Annotated in this window: 15 protein-coding genes and 1 pseudogene; 1 reads left to right on the top strand and 15 read right to left on the bottom strand. The window is 62.7% G+C overall.

From position 1 onward, the window contains the following. Nucleotides 1–18: 18 nt before the first annotated feature. The 13 genes and pseudogenes from lpxB to X733_RS139550 form a co-directional block, all read right to left on the bottom strand. Complete coding sequence (lpxB, locus tag X733_RS139500; RefSeq protein WP_023700725.1) at nucleotides 19–1,197, bottom strand: lipid-A-disaccharide synthase; 1,179 nt, start codon at nucleotides 1,195–1,197, stop codon at nucleotides 19–21. Continuing rightward, the gene (gene lpxI, locus X733_RS139505; protein WP_023700726.1) at nucleotides 1,187–2,089 is read right to left on the bottom strand and encodes a UDP-2,3-diacylglucosamine diphosphatase LpxI; all 903 of its coding nucleotides are present in this window, start codon (nucleotides 2,087–2,089) and stop codon (nucleotides 1,187–1,189) included. Before lpxI ends, lpxB begins: the two co-directional genes overlap by 11 nt. After that, nucleotides 2,076–2,909, bottom strand: a complete 834-nt coding sequence (lpxA, locus tag X733_RS139510) for an acyl-ACP--UDP-N-acetylglucosamine O-acyltransferase (RefSeq protein WP_023819945.1) — start codon at nucleotides 2,907–2,909, stop codon at nucleotides 2,076–2,078. Before lpxA ends, lpxI begins: the two co-directional genes overlap by 14 nt. Nucleotides 2,910–2,924: 15 nt before the next feature. Beyond that, nucleotides 2,925–3,377, bottom strand: coding sequence for a 3-hydroxyacyl-ACP dehydratase FabZ (gene fabZ / locus X733_RS139515; protein ID WP_023671033.1), 453 nt, complete (start codon nucleotides 3,375–3,377; stop codon nucleotides 2,925–2,927). Nucleotide 3,378: 1 nt separating this feature from the next. After that, nucleotides 3,379–4,437 carry a UDP-3-O-(3-hydroxymyristoyl)glucosamine N-acyltransferase gene (gene lpxD / locus X733_RS139520; RefSeq protein ID WP_023671032.1) on the bottom strand — a complete coding sequence of 353 codons (1,059 nt, stop codon included), beginning with the start codon at nucleotides 4,435–4,437 and terminating at the stop codon, nucleotides 3,379–3,381. 77 nt (nucleotides 4,438–4,514) lie between these two features. Beyond that, nucleotides 4,515–6,881 (bottom strand): outer membrane protein assembly factor BamA, encoded by a 2,367-nt coding sequence (bamA, locus tag X733_RS139525; protein ID WP_023726649.1) that lies wholly within the window; start codon nucleotides 6,879–6,881, stop codon nucleotides 4,515–4,517. A gap of 217 nt (nucleotides 6,882–7,098) precedes the next feature. After that, on the bottom strand, nucleotides 7,099–8,241 hold the full coding sequence (rseP, locus tag X733_RS139530) for an RIP metalloprotease RseP (protein WP_023688578.1): 1,143 nt from the start codon (nucleotides 8,239–8,241) through the stop codon (nucleotides 7,099–7,101). A 104-nt stretch (nucleotides 8,242–8,345) separates the two neighbouring features. Further along, a complete protein-coding gene (locus tag X733_RS139535; protein ID WP_023819943.1) occupies nucleotides 8,346–9,161 on the bottom strand; it encodes a phosphatidate cytidylyltransferase in 816 nt (271 codons plus the stop codon). Between the two features lie 11 nt (nucleotides 9,162–9,172). Further along, nucleotides 9,173–9,946, bottom strand: a complete 774-nt coding sequence (locus X733_RS0135730; protein ID WP_280790565.1) for an isoprenyl transferase — start codon at nucleotides 9,944–9,946, stop codon at nucleotides 9,173–9,175. Beyond that, nucleotides 9,927–10,481: a ribosome recycling factor gene (gene frr, locus X733_RS139540; RefSeq protein WP_023671027.1), complete on the bottom strand. Its 555-nt coding sequence runs from the start codon at nucleotides 10,479–10,481 to the stop codon at nucleotides 9,927–9,929. Before frr ends, X733_RS0135730 begins: the two co-directional genes overlap by 20 nt. 99 nt (nucleotides 10,482–10,580) lie before the next feature. Beyond that, on the bottom strand, nucleotides 10,581–11,303 hold the full coding sequence (pyrH, locus tag X733_RS139545; protein ID WP_023671026.1) for a UMP kinase: 723 nt from the start codon (nucleotides 11,301–11,303) through the stop codon (nucleotides 10,581–10,583). 150 nt (nucleotides 11,304–11,453) lie between these two features. Beyond that, nucleotides 11,454–12,562 (bottom strand): annotated as a pseudogene (locus X733_RS01000000166655) (aldo/keto reductase). Nucleotides 12,563–12,596: 34 nt separating this feature from the next. Beyond that, a complete protein-coding gene (locus X733_RS139550; RefSeq protein ID WP_023671025.1) occupies nucleotides 12,597–13,124 on the bottom strand; it encodes a nuclear transport factor 2 family protein in 528 nt (175 codons plus the stop codon). 99 nt (nucleotides 13,125–13,223) lie between these two features. Between X733_RS139550 and X733_RS139555 the strand changes: the two genes are divergently transcribed. Continuing rightward, nucleotides 13,224–14,150 carry a LysR family transcriptional regulator gene (locus tag X733_RS139555; protein ID WP_023819942.1) on the top strand — a complete coding sequence of 309 codons (927 nt, stop codon included), beginning with the start codon at nucleotides 13,224–13,226 and terminating at the stop codon, nucleotides 14,148–14,150. A gap of 33 nt (nucleotides 14,151–14,183) precedes the next feature. Here the strand turns inward: X733_RS139555 and tsf are convergent, their stop codons facing one another. Continuing rightward, nucleotides 14,184–15,104 (bottom strand): translation elongation factor Ts, encoded by a 921-nt coding sequence (gene tsf / locus X733_RS139560; protein ID WP_023684688.1) that lies wholly within the window; start codon nucleotides 15,102–15,104, stop codon nucleotides 14,184–14,186. A 108-nt stretch (nucleotides 15,105–15,212) separates the two neighbouring features. Continuing rightward, nucleotides 15,213–16,001 (bottom strand): 30S ribosomal protein S2, encoded by a 789-nt coding sequence (gene rpsB / locus X733_RS139565; RefSeq protein WP_023671022.1) that lies wholly within the window; start codon nucleotides 15,999–16,001, stop codon nucleotides 15,213–15,215. Between the last annotated feature and the right edge of the window lie 116 nt (nucleotides 16,002–16,117).

Genomic DNA, 16,117 nt, shown 5'->3' with positions numbered 1-16,117 from the left:
TTCATCGTTCACTCCTTACTAAGCCCTATTCGCTCTCCCGATGTGGCGAAGAACGACATCGGCGGCGATGTCGCCGGAGGGCCTGTCGGTGGCCATGCGTCTGGCAACCTCGCCAAAGCCGTCCTTTTGCCAAGCGCGGTAGGCGGTGTCTGAGAACAGTGCCTCCAGCTGCCGCGCCAGATAGTGCGGCCGCACATACTGGTTGTAGCTTTCCGGCACGACCGGCCGGTCGGCAATAAGGTTGGGCAAAGCAGCGCTCCACACCGTGATCAGGCTCTGCGCCATCAGCATGATCGGATCGAACTTGTAGCAAGAGACCATCGGTACACCCGACATCGCCAGTTCCAGTGACACCGTTCCAGACGCGATCAGCGCCGCATCGGCCTTGCCGAAGGCCTGCCATTTGCGCTCGGGATCGAGGATAATTTCCGGCTCCTGATCCCAGCGCGCCACCGATGTTTTGACCAGTTCGGCGACATGCGGCACCGTCGGCAGCAACAGCCGCAGCCGGTGGCCACGCGCGCGCAGCGCCGACACCGTCTCGCCGAACGGACCGATAAGCCGGCTCACCTCGCCGCGCCGCGACCCTGGCAGGACGAGCAGCGTCTTGACGTGATCGGCAGAGAGATCGCGTGGCTGGGCTTGCGCCCTGGCCGCGCCCTGCACGCCTGGATCATGCGTGAGGCGATGTCCGACGTAAGTGCCGGGCGGGCCGCCGAGACGGCTGAGCTCCTTTACCTCGAAAGGCAGGATGCACAGTATGTGGTCGACATAGGGCTTCATCGCGGCCGCCCTACCCGGCCGCCACGCCCAGACGCTCGGGCAGACATAATGGACGATCGGGATCGACGGATCGGCGGCGCGGATCTTTTTGGCGACGCGCAGCGAGAAATCGGGGCTGTCGATGGTGATCAGACAGTCGGGTTTTTCGGCGGCGACAGCACTTGCCGTCTGGCTGATCCGCCGCATCAGGCGCGGCAAGTCACGCAGGATGGCGCTGAGCCCCATCAGCGCGATCTCGGCGCCGTCGAACAGCGGCGCCAGTCCGAGCGCCTGCAGATGCCGCCCGCCAGTGCCGACGAGTTGCACCTCGCGCCCGGTTATGCGCTTCAGCGCCTGCACGATGTCGGCGCCCAGCAGGTCGCCGGATTCTTCGCCGGCGACGATGGCAATCTTCAGCGGCTTCTCAGCTGCCATGGACAGACTCCGCAGCCGGCAGGCCGAACACGAACAGGCCGAGCGCATTGGCGCGCGCGACAACGGCGGGGCCTTCGAGGATGAGCGAACGGCCGGCTTCGACGGCAATGCCGGCGAGCCCCGCGGCATGCGCCGCCTCGACGGTCCGGGGGCCGATAGATGGCAGATCGGCACGCAATTCCTGGCCAGGCTTGGCGCATTTGACCAGGACACCGCGCGTCTTGCCGGCCAGCCTGCCATGGCCGCGCAACTGCTGCGTCCGCTCGAGCAGTCCGTGGGTGCCCTCGACGCCTTCCAGGGCAACAGTGCGGCCACCGATGGCAATTGCCGCCTGACCAATGTCGAGCGCGCCGATGGCCTTTGCCGCCGCATGTGCCGCCTCGATATCGCGCCAGTCGGACTTTCGCGGCACTGCTTTGGTCAGCGGCCCTTCGGCCGCGACGAGCCGGGGCACGACTTCATGCGCACCGACAACCTTGACGCCCCGTGCCTCCAGGCCGCGGGTCAATATCTTCAACAGCCCGTCATCGCCGCGGGCAAGCGCCATGGCGAGCGAGGGTATAAGTGCCAGTAGCCCAAGGTTCGGACGCATGTCGACCAACCGCGGCCTGCGCCTGATCTCGCCGGCAAGCACAAGATGGGTGATCCGCCGGCGCCTCAGCAACGCAACCAGCGAGCCGATGTCTTCCAGCGCAAGGCTTTCATGCTCATAGATTGTGAGGTCGGACTGACGGTCGGCCTGACCTTCGACCAGGATGATGACGGGCGGATGTCCGGCCTCCGCCAGGCCGGCGGCAACTTCGACCGGCAAGCTACCGCCGCCGGCAATGATGCCGACCCTGGCGTCCGGCGCAAGATCGAGGCCCGTTGAAGTGGCCTCAGCCTTCGTCATCGGCATCGTCGCCGTCGCCACCCTTAAGCGACGGGACGGCAAAATGCCGCTTGCCGCGACTGGTGATGAAATCGATGATTTTCATGGCCGTCGGCGACGACGCAAACTCGGCCTTGGCGAATTCGATGTTCTCGCCGACAGTGCGGGAGCGGTCGAAGATGGTCTTGTAAGCCTTGCGCAGCAGGTAGATTTCGGCGCGCGGCAACCCGGCGCGCTTCAGGCCGATGATGTTGAGTCCACGCAGGCTGGCGCGATTGCCCACCGCAATGGCGTAGGGAATGACATCGCCGACGAAAGCCGAGCAGCCGCCGAGAAAGGCGTTGTCACCAATACGCACGAACTGATGAACGGCGCTGAGGCCGCCAATATAAACGCTGTCACCGACCTCGCAATGGCCGCCCAGGGTCGCGCCATTGGCGAAGGTGGCGTTTTTACCGACGACGCAATCATGGGCAATGTGGGCATAGGCAAGGAAATTGCCGTTGTCGCCGACGGTCGTCTCGCCGCGGCTGGAATCGGTGCCGAGATGCATGGTCACGCCTTCGCGGATCGTGCAGTTCTGGCCGATGACCAAAGTGGTGCGGCCGCCCTTGTGCTTGGTGTTCTGCGGCGGTCCGCCCAGTGTCGCCATCGGATAGACCTTGGTCGCGGCGCCAATGGTTGTCGCGCCCAGCACCGAGACATGGCTGACCAGTTCGACGCGGTCACCGATCACGGCGTCAGCGCCGACGTAGCAGAAAGGTCCTATGGAGGCGCCTTCGCCGATCTGCGCGCCGGCCTCGATGACGGCCGAGGGGTGGATTGAAGTCTGTATTTTCATGAGCATTTCGAACCGTCAGCCGGTAACCATCATTGCCGAGATCTCGGCTTCGGCGGCCTTTGTGCCCTCCACCATGGCCTCGCAGGCGAATTTGAGCAGGTTGCCGCGCATCTTGATTTTCTTGACGTGGATCTTCAACTGGTCGCCCGGGACGACCGGTTTGCGGAATTTCGCGTTGTCGATGGTCAGGAAATAGACCAGCGACGGCTTTTCCGTGTTGAGGTTACGGATGCAGATCGCGCCGGCCGTCTGCGCCATAGCCTCGACGATGAGCACGCCCGGCATCACCGGCTGATCCGGGAAATGGCCCTGGAAATGCGGCTCATTGATGGTCACGTTCTTGATGCCGATGGCAGAATCATTGCCGTCGATATCGATGATGCGGTCGATCATCAGGAAGGGATAGCGATGCGGCAAAAGCTTCATCAACCCCAATATATCGACCGCTTCGAGCGTCGCCGGCACCATCTCAGCTACTTCCCCCTTCGCCCTGCTTGCGCGTCCTGGCAAGCTTCCTCAGCATGGCGATCTCACGCATGGCTTCCGCCATCGGCTGCGCCGGATAGCCTCCCCAGATCTCGCCCGCCGGCACGTTGCTCATGAACCCGCTTCTTGCAGCAAGCTTGGCCCCTGATCCGATGGTCAAATGATCGGCAAGGCCAACGCCGCCCCCCATGGTGACACCGTCGCCGACGGTGACGGAGCCGGAAATACCAGAGAGCCCGGCAATAATGCAATTGCGGCCGATGCGAACGTTATGGGCGATCTGCACCAGATTGTCGATCTTGGTCCCCTGACCGATGACCGTATCCGACATGGCGCCGCGATCGACGGTCGTGTTCGAGCCGATTTCGACATCGTCCTGAATGATAACGCGGCCGACCTGCGGCACACGCTCAGGGCCTTTGGCGCCGCCGACAAAGCCGAAGCCGTCCTGGCCGATCCTGGCGCCGCCATGAATGATGACGCGGTTGCCGATCAGCGCGTACTGGACGCTGACACCTGGTCCGATATAGCCGTCGCGGCCGATCTGGCATGACGGACCGATAACGGCGTGGGGGGCAATGACCGTTCCGCTGCCGATGGAAGCACGCGGGCCGACGACGGCTCCGGCCTCGATGATCGCGCCTGCCTCGATATGCGCCGTGGTATCGACATGAGCTTGCGGCGAGACCCCGGTTTCGCTGGTCATCGGTCCCGGCGTCGCCGCCGTCGGGAACAGCAGCCGGCCGATCATGGCGAAGGCCTGCTGCGGGCGCGGATGCACCAGAACCGCAATGCCGGCCGGCGCCTTGCCGGCGAACTCGGCGGGACAAAACACGGCCGCCGCCTTCAGCGACTGCATCAGCGCGAAATTGCGCTTGCCGTCGACGAAGACGAGCGCACCCTCGCCGCCTTCATTGGCTGGCGCCAAAGCGTCGATCGATATGTGGGCAAGATCGGAATCGACGAGCGATGCGCCGGTCAGATTCGCGACTTCGCCGGCCGTATACCGGCGTGATGGCGCGAAGAACACCGGATCGGTCATTCCAGAAGCAATATCCAGCTAGGTCGGATCAATTCTCTTCCGGACCCCAACGGCCCGGAAGCATCGTTACCGCAAGATCAGAAGCGGCTCGACATGCCGAAGTTGAATTCCTGCACGTCGTCGGTCTTTTCCTTCTTGACGGGCATCGCGTAGTCAATGCGGATCGGGCCAAAAGGCGATGACCACAACAAGCCGACACCAACCGAAGCGCGCAGTTCCAAGTCGACTGACCCCTGATTGACCAAAGGAGTGTTAATCTTGCTGCCATACAGCGTTGCGGCATCGGCAAACACGGCGCCGCGCACACCAAAGCTTTCCGGAATGACCGGTATCGGGAACTGGGCTTCCGCCGACGCATTGAAATAGGTGGTTCCGCCGAGGTGGTCACCTGTGTTGAGGTCCACAGGGCCAATGCCACCATACTCGAAGCCGCGGATCATGCGGTCGCTGCTCTGGAACTGATCGAAGATACGCAAGCCGTCACCGCCGAAGCCCTGGATGTGGCCGGCGCCGCCCGAGATCAGGCCGACCAGATCCAACTGTTCGGACAAGGTCTGATAGACAGTGCCACGACCGGTAACCTTGACGAATTTGGCATCACCACCAAGGCCGGCCACTTCCACAGTCGTGGTGGCGTAAATGCCTTCATGCGGGCTCTTCATGTCGTCGATGGTGTTGTAGACCAAGCCAAGACTGACGGACGACTTGATCCACGGGCTCTCCGCAATACCTTGCTTAATCGCTTCCGAGACGTCGCAATCGCCCAGCGTGCCGTCGTCGTTGTCATCGCAGTCGTCGTCGAACTTGTACTTCTCCTGGGCGATATTATACGCCAGCTGCGTCGAGATATTGTCGGTGATCGGCAGGCCGAAGCGCACCGTCGCACCCAGCGTCTCGCTGTCATAGTGGTCGTAGTTGCGCGTCTGCTGGAAGATGTCGAAGCCGGCAGCGATACGGCGCCCGAGGAAATAGGGTTCGGTGAAGGACAGGCTGTAGTCGCGCGAATTCTTGCCGCCACCGGCCGAAACCTTGATGTACTGGCCACGACCGAGGAAGTTGCGCTCCGCGACCGAACCTTCGACGGACGGACCGGCAGTGTCGCCACCGGTCGAATATCCTGCGCCAACCGAGAACTCGCCGGTCGATTTCTCGACTACGTCAACCACGAGCACGACCTGGTCTGGCTCAGAACCCGGGACAGTCGAAACGTCGACTTTCTCAAAGTAATCCAGCTTTTCCAGCCGCTTCTTCGCGCGCTGGATGAGAACCTGGTTGAAGGCGTCGCCTTCGCTCACATCGAACTCACGACGAATGACATAGTCGCGCGTGCGGTCGTTGCCGCGGATTTCGATGCGCTCGATATAGGCCTTGGTGCCCTGGTCGATCGTATAGACGACCGAAATGGTGTGGTTCTCGAAGTTGCGATCGCCGCGCGGCGTCACCTGGGCGAAGGCATAGCCCGAACCCGCGACCTTTTCGGTCAGCGCGATGATGGTGTCTTCGACATCCTTGGCGTTGTAGACGTCGCCCTTGTGGGTCTGAACCACCGATTCCAGCGCCTTCGAGTCGACTTCGGGAATGGTGCTCTCGACGCTGACGTCGCCGAACGTATAGCGGTCGCCTTCCTGCACGGTAATGGTAACGGTGTACTGGTTGGTCGTGTCGTCGAGCTCGCCGACAGCTGAGACCACCTGGAAGTCGGCATAGCCGTGATTGTAATAGAAGCGGCGCAGCGATTCTTGGTCTGCGCGGAGCTTGTCCTCGTCATAGACGTCGTCACGCAGCACGAAGGACAGGAAGCTCGAGCGCTTGGTGGCGATGACGTCAGACAGGCGGCGGCTCGAATAGGCGCTGTTGCCGACGAAATTGACAGCGGCGATCTTGGTGCGGCCGCCTTCGTTGATGTTGAAGACCACGTTCACCCGGTTGTCGCCGAGATCCATGATCTGCGTCGTGACAGTGGCGTCATCGCGGCCAATCCGCCTGTAGGCAGCCTTCACCGCCTCGACATCGGAGTCCAGCGTTGCCTGCGAGAACGTCCCGCGCGGCTTCAACTGCACGGCGACTGCCAGCGCATTGTCCTTGAGCTTCTTGTTGCCCTGGAACAGAACCTGGTTGACGACCTGATATTCGGCAACCTTGACCACCAGCGTCGAACCGACCTGATTGATCTGCACGTCCGAGAACAGCCCGGTGCCGAACAGCGCCTTGACCGCATCGTCGATATCGGCGCTGGAAAACGCCTTGCCCGGCTTGATCGTGATGTAGTTGCGGATGGTGTCGGCGTCGACACGCTGGTTGCCGCTGACCTCGACTCTCGAGACAACGGCTGCCTGCGCCGCAGATGTGGCAACGAACTGCACGGCGAGCGCACCTGGTACAACCAGAGCGGCGGACATAGCCACCGCGGACGCGGCGCTCAAAAATTTGGATGCTGCCTTCATCGGGCTTTTGTACCTTTTCTCGAAGTCCCCACGGCGAGAAAACCGGACGTGCGGTAATTTCTCCTACCGTATTAACCGGATTTTCCCTACACGCAAGGCTTCTGGTTAATTTGTAATTACTTAACCCTGATGCGTGGCTTTCGCGTCACGCATACCCCCCTGCATGGTAAACGGCGTCTCAACATTGCCGGTGCTGAAGCCAAATTTCTTGATGATTTCAGCACCCAAACAGATCGTTCCAGAAGACGAAGCCCATAAATCCCAGCACCAGAAAGAGGCCGGCCCGGTATCCCATTTCCATCATCCGCTCCGATACCGGACGCCGGAAAACGGCTTCGAGTGCGTAGAACAGGAGGTGGCCGCCGTCGAGGGGGGGAATCGGCAAAAGGTTCAGAATTCCGATCCCGACCGACAGCCCGGCGACGAGTTGCACCAGCCATAGGAAGCCCAGCTTTGCCGCCTGCCCCGACATCTTGGCGATCTTGATCGGGCCGCCCAGCTGGCATTTGTCTTCGCGGCCGACAACGAATCGCTGCAGGAACTGGCCGGTGCGCTGAATGACGTGCCCCGTCTCCTCGACCGCGGCGCCGACTGCTCCGACAGGGCTGTAGGTGATCAGCCTGGGCTGGCCGACATCCTTGTTGTTGACGACGCCGATGACGGCCACCTTGACCTTGTTGCCCAGCGCGTCCAGCTGCTCCATCGGCTCCGGCGTCGCGACGACGGTGACCTCCTTGCCGTCGCGCAACATGGTGAAGGTGATGGCGTCGCCGCCGCGGCCTGAGACCAGGCGTTGGACGTCGGCGAAGGTCTCAACCTTGCTGCCGTCGACGGCGACGAATCGGTCGCCTGGCAAAATGCCGGCCCTTTCGGCTGGACTGCCGGCGGTGACCGCCGCCACCATCGGCTCAAACACAGGGCGGCCATAGAGGGAAAACAGCACGGCAAAGACGGCAATGGTCAAAAGGAAGTTGAACAGCGGTCCGGCCACCACCGTGGCGGCGCGTTTCCAGATGGGTTGCGTGTGGAAGGCGACCTTGCGTTCAGCGTCAGTCAGCGTTTCCAGATCTTCCGAACTCGGCTGGCTCGACGTGGCGCTCATGTCGCCGACGAATTTGACATAACCACCGAGCGGTATGGCGCAGAGCTTCCAGCGCGTGCCGTGGCTGTCGTTGAAGCCGAGAAGTTCGGGGCCGAAGCCGATCGAAAAGGCCTTCACGCCAATGCCGCACCAGCGGCCGACGAGGTAATGTCCCATTTCGTGAATGAAGACGACCACGGTCAGCACGAACAGAAACGGCACCAGCGTGCCGAGGACAAAGCCTTCAGTGCTGAAAAACGCGTGAAGAATTTCGTTCAAGTCATGCCCTCAAATTCACCTGCGGCATAAAGGTGTCGCCGCGACTGTGACATCAATCCAGGCGAATCCGTGGCGTGCGCCATTTCTTCGCCGTGAAATATCACTCAAGCCGGAAACAGCCCCTGCGCCGGATGATCGGCGCCCGCCGAAATCCAGCCGATCACGTATAGGGCAAAAGCCGCCGCGACAAGCCCGTCCACCCTGTCCATGACACCGCCATGCCCGGGTATCAACGCGCTTGAATCCTTGCGGCCGTGGCGGCGCTTGACCCAGGATTCGAAGAGATCGCCAGCCTGGGCAACAATCGACAGCACCAGCGCAACCAAGGCGAGGACGCCAAGATTGCCGGCCCCGGCGGCGGCAGCCAGAAGCACGCCGGCGGCCACGCCGCCGACAGCGCCGCCAAGCGCGCCGCTCTGCGTCTTGCCGGGGGATATAGATGGCGCGAGCTTGGGCCCACCGACGGAGCGGCCGACGAAATAGGCGAAGATGTCGGTCGCCCAGACCACGGCGAACAGAAACAGGATTGCGACCAGGCCGGGATGGTCGCCGCCGCGCAGCAGCGCCAGCGATAAGCCGGACAAAGCCGCGTAGGCAAGACCGGCTGCATCCCATTGCGCCGCTCCACGCATAAGGGCGCCGACAGCAGCGACCACAACCATGGCCAGGACAAGAGACAGAAGCCACGATGCCGGCACGCCTGCAACCAGGGCGACGAAGAAAACCAGAAGCAGCGCTTCGGGAATGAAGCCGAGGGTCGCACCGGCCAAGGGGCGCGACATGCGCGCCCATTCATAGAAGATGACCGCCGATATCCCGGCGCAAAGCAGGCGGAACCACAGCCCTCCCAACCAGGTCAGGCCAAGCGCTATTGCGGCCAGCACCAGCGCCGAGACGATGCGAAGCTGAAGATTGTTCATCCCGCCGCCGATCACGAGGCAGCGACATCTTGAGCGGCAAGCCCGCCAAAACGGCGCTCGCGGCCAGCAAAATCGCGCAATGCGTCGGCCAGGTGTTCGCGGCTGAAGTCAGGCCAGTAGCAAGGCAGAAAAACCAGTTCGCTGTAGGCTGCCTGCCACAGAAGGAAGTTCGACAGCCGAAGCTCGCCACTGGTGCGGATGACCAGCTCCGGATCGGGAATGCCTGCGGTGTCGAGGGCGCCGGCAAAAGTGTCTGCCGTGATCGCCTCTGCGTCGATCTCGCCGCGCGCCACTGCGGCTGCGAGCTTGCGTGCCGTGCGCACGATCTCGTCGCGCCCGCCATAGTTGAAGGCGATGACCAAGGTCAGCGATTCATTGCGCGCAGTCAGCGATTCGGCCTCTTCGAGCAGGCCCCTGATGTCCGGCTGCAGCCCCGCCCTGTCACCGATGATCCTGACGCGCACGCCGTTCTGGTGCAGTTCGGCCAGATCGCGGCGGATGAACAGCTTCAAAAGCCCCATCAGGTCGCTGACTTCGGCCTTGGGCCGCGACCAGTTTTCCGACGAAAAGGCGTAGACGGTCAGGAAGGAAATGCCGAGACCGGGCGCGGCGCGCACCGTCTTGCGCAGCGCTTCGACGCCGGCGCGATGGCCGGCAAGCCGCGGCATGCCGCGCGCCTTGGCCCAGCGTCCGTTTCCATCCATGATGATCGCGACATGCGCGGGCGTTGCCATTGTCTCGCTTTCGGGCCGGTGTGGGCCGACCCTAGACCTGCATGATTTCAGCTTCCTTATCGGAAAGCAGGTGATCGATGGTGCTGATCGTTTCGTCGGTCAGCTTCTGGACCTGATCGGAGCGCTTGCGCTGATCGTCCTCGCTGATGTCGCCGTCCTTTTCCGCCTTCTTCAAGAAGTCCATGCCGTCGCGACGGACATGGCGCACCGCGACGCGGGCGTTCTCGGCGTAGCCATGCGAAATCTTGACCAGTTCCTTGCGGCGCTGCTCGTTGAGCTCGGGCAGCGGAATTCTGAGATTGGTGCCGTCGACGATCGGATTGAAGCCGAGATTGGATTCTCTGATGGCACGGTCGACCGCGCCGACCATCGACTTGTCCCATACCGAAACCGAGATCATGCGCGGCTCCGGCACCGACACGTTCGCCACCTGGTTGATGGGCATGGTGGTGCCGTAGGCCTGGACCTGGATGGCGTCGAGCAGATTGCTGGAGGCACGGCCGGTGCGCAGCGAAGCCAGATCGTGCTTGAAGGCGGCGATCGCGCCATCCATGCGCCGCTTGAGGTCGTCGAACTCACCACTCATCTTAGTCTCCTCGACCCGTTTGATCCGGGTTCACTGCTTAGGGCCTATATCCGGACCCTCTTTCGAAAACTGAGCCTTTTTAGGAGAGTATACTCCGGATTATTCGTCGGCGACGATCGTGCAACGGCCGCCGCCCCGCAGAATATCGCCGAAACCACCTTTTTCGTGGATCGAATAGACGATTATCGGGATGTTGTTTTCGCGCGCAAGTGCAATTGCGGCGGTATCCATGATCGAAAGGCCCTTGTTGATGACTTCGGCATGGCTGATGCGCTCGAAGCGGGTCGCATTCGGATCCTTCTTGGGATCGGCCGAATAGACGCCGTCGACCTGGGTGCCCTTGAACAGCGCGTCGGCGCCGATCTCGGCGGCGCGCAAGGCCGCGGCCGAATCGGTGGTGAAGAACGGATTGCCGGTGCCGCCGGCGAAAATGACGACCTTGCCCTGGTTCATATAGGCGGTGGCCTGGCGCTGGGAAAAACTCTCGCAAAGTTCGGGCATGGCTATGGCCGACAGCACGACGGCGTCGACGCCGATCTTGTTCAGCGAGGTGCGCAGCGCCAGCGAGTTGATGACGGTGGCCAGCATGCCCATGTGGTCGCCGGTGACACGGTCGCCGCCCTTGGATGCCACCGCCACGCCGCGAAAGATATTGCCGCCGCCAATGACGACGCCGACCTCGATACCAAGTGCGCGGGCTTCGGCGATGTCGGCGGCGATTCGGTCGACCACCGAGACATCGATGCCGAAATGCTGCTCGCCCATCAACGCTTCGCCCGACGCTTTCAGCAGGACACGTCGATAGAGGGGCTTTGCCGTCATCTGGACCTCGTCATTATTGCGTGTGGCAGCCTGGGCAGGCCGCCCTCGCGCGGGCGCCGCCGCTGGCGCGATGCCGAGTTCCGATACACGAAGGGCGCCGCGATGTCACGCGGCGCCCCTCGCCCAATTCCGCCTTCCCGTCGCGGCCCGTCAGTTGCTGGTGATGCTGACGGCGTCGCCCTCGACCAGCAGCGGCGGCGCATAACCCAACGGCTTGTCGCCGGTTACGGCGCCGCCGGTAACCCGGGCTTGTATGTCGGACCCGAAATAGGCGTACGGGAATGGCGGCGGTGTCTTGCTGACCGTATCCAGCCGCGCGCGAAGCTCGGCGGGTAACGTGAAATCCAACGCCGCCAGATTGTCCTGCAACTGCGCCAGCTTGGTGGCGCCAAGAATCACGGCGGCAATGCCCGGTTGCGTTGCCACCCAATTGAGCGCGACCTGCGCCATGGTGCGTCCGAGTTCGGCGGCAACTTTTCGAGTTCCGCCACAATCTCCCAGTTGCGCTCGGTGAACTTCTGGAACCCCGGATGAGTGGTGTTGCGAAAGCCGTCGAGCCGGCCGACATGGCCGTCCTGCGTCGGCCGGTACTTGCCGCTGAGCAGCCCGCTGGCCAGCGGGCTCCACACCATGATTCCTGCGCCATGGCGGATGCCGAAGGGCACGAACTCATTGTCGATCGAACGCTCCGCCAGCGAATATTCAAGCTGCAGGGCCGACACCGGCTCGTAGCCGCGCCACTCGGCGATCGTCTGCGCGCGGGCAGCATACCAGGCCGGCACATCGGACAGGCCGACATGGCGAATTTTGCCCGCACGCACGAGATCATCCATCGTGCGCATGACCTCCTCGGCCGGCGTCAGCCCGTCCCAGACATGGAGGAGGTAGAGGTCGATATAGTCAGTGCCCAACCGCTTCAGCGAGGCGTCCACGGCGCGCAAGATGTTCTTGCGGCCATTGCCACCGGCGTTCGGATTGCCGGGCTCCGCGTTGAAGGTGAATTTCGTGGCGATCACCGCTCTGTCGCGCAAGCCTCGCTCGGCGATGAATTCGCCGAGCCAGGTTTCGGCTGTGCCGCCGGTGTAGAGGTCGGCGGTGTCAAAGAAATTGCCGCCGGCCTCGACATAGGCGTCGGCCATGGCGCGCGCGGTTTCCCTGTCCGCGCCCCAGCCCCATTCGGTGCCAAAGGTCATGGTGCCCAGTGCCAACCGGCTGACGCGCAGGCCGCTGTTGCCCAGTGTGTAATAGCTCATGGTCATGGTGTTTTTCCTATCCTGATTTCTTGACGCCGGCTCACTGGCCAGGCGTCATCTTGACCCAGGGATTGCCGCGCTCATGCGTGGCGCGGAAAACGAAGCCGTCGACTTTCCAGCCGGTCCCGGAGCGAACCAGATGGTGCTCGTAGGTGCCCCAGACTTCCCACAGCGGGTCGCCATTGCCTTCCATCCGGTTCCAGGCATAGCCGTTCGAAGAGACGGTCGCCGCGTCCGCCTCAAAGATCACCTGGTGATTGGTGCGCAGATGCAGGCTGGTCTTGCTGCCCCTGAGGTTGCCGGCCCAGGTACCGATCAGATTGTCGGAGGGGATGGTGGCGGCAGGCTGTCCTGACAGGCTGCTGAAGTCGACGGTGACACGGTCGGCGAAATAGGAGCGGGCAAGCTTCCAGTCCTGCGCATCGACGGCACGGTCGATGGCATCGGCGATGCGGATGACGGCGCGTTCGTCGGCGAGCGCGCGCCAACCGGACGGCTCGGCGCCGCCGGCATCGACCGGCGCTAGGGCAAGGCCTGCGGCGAAGGTAGCGTGTTTCAAGGCATCCATCTCTCTTCTCCTTTGTGCATCGGTGATGGCAATATGGGTCAGCCTGTCGGCATCGAGAAGATTGAAGTGTTTGCAAGGACTATGCGATATCATGCATGAATGGACCGGGATCTGCTCAGTCATCTGCCTGTCATCGTCGCCGTTGCCCGACGCGGCGGCTTTGCGCTTGCCGCGGCCGAACTGGGCATGTCCCCATCCGCCGTCAGCCATGCGGTGCGCCTCGTGGAGGAGCGGATCGGCCAGCCGCTGTTTGCGCGCACCACGCGCAGCGTCTCGCTGACGGAAGCCGGCAAGGCGCTGGTGGACACGGCAGCCCCTGCTCTCCAGGATATCGCCGACCGGATGGACCGCATCCGAGCCATCAAGGGCCGGCCCTCCGGCTTGCTCAGGTTGAACGTTCCCAACATCGCCGTTCCACTTGCCGTCACTCCCGTGGTCGCCGCGATGGCTGAACGCTATCCTGATGTGACCATCGAATTGCTCACCGACCAGGGGCTGGTGGACATTGTCGGCGAGGGTTTTGATGCCGGCATCCGGCTGGGCGAGATGATCGCACAGGACATGGTCACGGTCCGGCTGACGCCGCCATTCAACGCCGTGATCGTCGCCTCCCCCGCCTATGTCGGCCGGCATGGCCGTCCGCGCGGTGTGACGGATCTTTCGGACCACAATTGCGTCGGCTACCGGCTTGTGCGCTCCGGCGCACTCTATCGCTGGGACCTGACCGAGGACGGCAAGGATGTCGTGGCCGAGACGAAGGGTACGGTCATCGTTACCGATTCGCTGGCCGCGATCGACCTTGCGCTTGCCGGCGTCGGGCTGATCTATGTGTTCGAGCCGCTGGTGCGCGCGGAATTGGCCGCCGGCCGCCTCGTTCAGATCCTGCCGCAAACGGCGATCGAGGAGCCCGGCCTCTTCCTCTACTTCCCGCGCAGGGCGTCGATGGCGCCAAAGCTCAGGGCCTTCATCGACACCGCACAAGAAATCGGCCGAGCATCCTTGCGGACACCCGGCCGAGTTGCCTGAGCTGAGAAGCCCTTTTCGGGGCTATTTTTAAAACTACTTCTTCACCGCCGCCGCGACTTCCGCCGCGAAATCGGTCTCTTCCTTTTCGATGCCTTCGCCCAGCGCAAAGCGCAGATAGGCGGAGATCTTGGCCGGAGCGCCGATGTCCTTCTCGGCATCCTTCAGCGCCTGCTCGACAGTGATGTCGGGATTGAGCACGAAGGCCTGCTTGAGGAGCACGACTTCCTCGTAGAACTTGCGCAGGCGGCCTTCGACCATCTTTTCGATGATCGCTTCCGGCTTGCCGGACTGGCGCGCTTGGTCGGCGAAGATCGCCTTCTCGCGCTCGACCGCTGCCGGATCGATCTGCTCGGCGGTCAACGCCAGCGGGTTGGTGGCGGCGACATGCATGGCGACCTGGCGGCCAAAGGCGTTGGCGGCATGCTCATTGCCCGTCGTCTCGATCGCGACCAGAACGCCGAGCTTGCCAAGACCATCGGCAACCGCATTGTGGACGTAGGTTGCGACAGCACCGTGCGGGACGGTGAGCTTGGCCGAACGGCGGAAGCTCATGTTCTCGCCAATGGTGCCAACGGCGTCCTTGATGGTGTCAGTGACCGACTTGTCCGAACCCGGATACTTTGCGGCAGAGACAGCCTCCGTCGTGCCATAAGCAAGCGCGACCTTGGCGACATTGCGAACGATCTCCTGGAACTGCTCGTTGCGGGCCACGAAATCGGTCTCGGAGTTAACCTCGACGATGGCGGCCTCGCGGACGCCGGAGTCGACGCCGATCAGGCCTTCGGCGGCAGTACGGCCAGCCTTTTTGTCGGCCTTGGAAATGCCCTTCTTGCGCAGCCAGTCGACGGCCTCTTCGATGTTGCCGTTGGTCTCGGTCAACGCCGCCTTGCAGTCCATCATGCCCGCGCCGGTCAAGTCGCGGAGTTCTTTGACCTGTGCAGCCGAAATGCTCATTGTCGCCTCTTTGTTTTAAATGCACCGACGCACCACCGGTACTCGGTGATGCGTCTGTCTAGCGTGCCAAATATGAGAATGATGAAGGCCGCAACCGGCCTTCGATTGTCAAGCTTCCGGAGCGTCCGCAGCCGGGGCCGGAGCCGGATCAAGCGCCGGTTCGACCGGAGCTTCGACCGAGGCGCCGATGTCGACGCCGAGCGCGCCCTGCTGGCGGGCGATGCCGTCGATGGCAGCCTTGGCGATCAGGTCGCAATAGAGCTGGATGGCGCGCGCCGCGTCGTCATTACCGGGGATCGGGAAGTCGATCTTGTCCGGATCGCAGTTCGAATCGATGATGGCAACGACCGGGATGCCGAGGCGCTTGGCCTCGAGGATGGCGATCGCTTCCTTGTTGGTGTCGATGACGAACATCAGGTCGGGCGTCGAGCCCATGTCCTTGATACCGCCGAGCGCCTTGTCGAGCTTCTCGCGCTCGCGGTCGAGGTTCAGGCGTTCCTTCTTGGTCAGGCCCTGGGCTTCGCCGGCCAGCATCTCGTCGAGCTTGCGCAGGCGCTGGATCGAATTCGAGATCGTCTTCCAGTTGGTCAGCATGCCGCCGAGCCAACGCGAGTTGACATAGTATTGGGCCGAACGCTGTGCGGCGTCGGCGACGATGTCGGACGCCTGGCGCTTGGTGCCGACGAACAGCACGCGGCCGCCCTTGGCAACGGTGTCGGAAACCTGCTTCAGAGCCTGGTGCAGCAAAGGCACCGTCTGCGACAGGTCGATGATGTGGATGTTGTTGCGGGCGCCGTAGATGTAAGGCGCCATCTTCGGGTTCCAGCGGTGGGTCTGGTGGCCGAAGTGAATGCCAGCTTCCAAAAGCTGGCGCATGCTGAAATCAGGCAGTGCCATTCTTAGTTCCTTTTCCGGTTAGCCTCCACGGACACAGGCATTTTTGGACTTTGTCCTCGAACGCCACCGGAGGTTTCAGCCGGATTTCTCCCGGGCAGACACCAAAGTCCGTGTGT

Source organism: Mesorhizobium sp. L2C066B000 (assembly GCF_000502335.1).
In the GTDB taxonomy this organism is placed as follows: Bacteria; Pseudomonadota; Alphaproteobacteria; order Rhizobiales; family Rhizobiaceae; genus Mesorhizobium.
The sequence above is the reverse complement of the archived record's forward strand: the minus strand, read 5'-3'. Positions and strand labels throughout refer to the sequence as shown.

Bases quoted from the DNA above. Each gene is read 5' to 3' on its own strand.
- X733_RS139550 (WP_023671025.1), bottom strand. From the start codon at position 13,124: ATGGATGCCTTGAAACACGCTACCTTCGCCGCAGGCCTTGCCCTAGCG.
- X733_RS139535 (WP_023819943.1), bottom strand. From the start codon at position 9,161: ATGAACAATCTTCAGCTTCGCATCGTCTCGGCGCTGGTGCTGGCCGCA.
- X733_RS139555 (WP_023819942.1), top strand. From the start codon at position 13,224: ATGGACCGGGATCTGCTCAGTCATCTGCCTGTCATCGTCGCCGTTGCC.
- fabZ (WP_023671033.1), bottom strand. From the start codon at position 3,377: ATGGTGCCGGCGACGCTCGAAGCGGTCGATATATTGGGGTTGATGAAG.
- pyrH (WP_023671026.1), bottom strand. From the start codon at position 11,303: ATGACGGCAAAGCCCCTCTATCGACGTGTCCTGCTGAAAGCGTCGGGC.
- frr (WP_023671027.1), bottom strand. From the start codon at position 10,481: ATGAGTGGTGAGTTCGACGACCTCAAGCGGCGCATGGATGGCGCGATC.
- lpxB (WP_023700725.1), bottom strand. From the start codon at position 1,197: ATGGCAGCTGAGAAGCCGCTGAAGATTGCCATCGTCGCCGGCGAAGAA.
- bamA (WP_023726649.1), bottom strand. From the start codon at position 6,881: ATGAAGGCAGCATCCAAATTTTTGAGCGCCGCGTCCGCGGTGGCTATG.
- tsf (WP_023684688.1), bottom strand. From the start codon at position 15,104: ATGAGCATTTCGGCTGCACAGGTCAAAGAACTCCGCGACTTGACCGGC.
- lpxD (WP_023671032.1), bottom strand. From the start codon at position 4,437: ATGACCGATCCGGTGTTCTTCGCGCCATCACGCCGGTATACGGCCGGC.
- rpsB (WP_023671022.1), bottom strand. From the start codon at position 16,001: ATGGCACTGCCTGATTTCAGCATGCGCCAGCTTTTGGAAGCTGGCATT.
- lpxA (WP_023819945.1), bottom strand. From the start codon at position 2,909: ATGAAAATACAGACTTCAATCCACCCCTCGGCCGTCATCGAGGCCGGC.
- lpxI (WP_023700726.1), bottom strand. From the start codon at position 2,089: ATGACGAAGGCTGAGGCCACTTCAACGGGCCTCGATCTTGCGCCGGAC.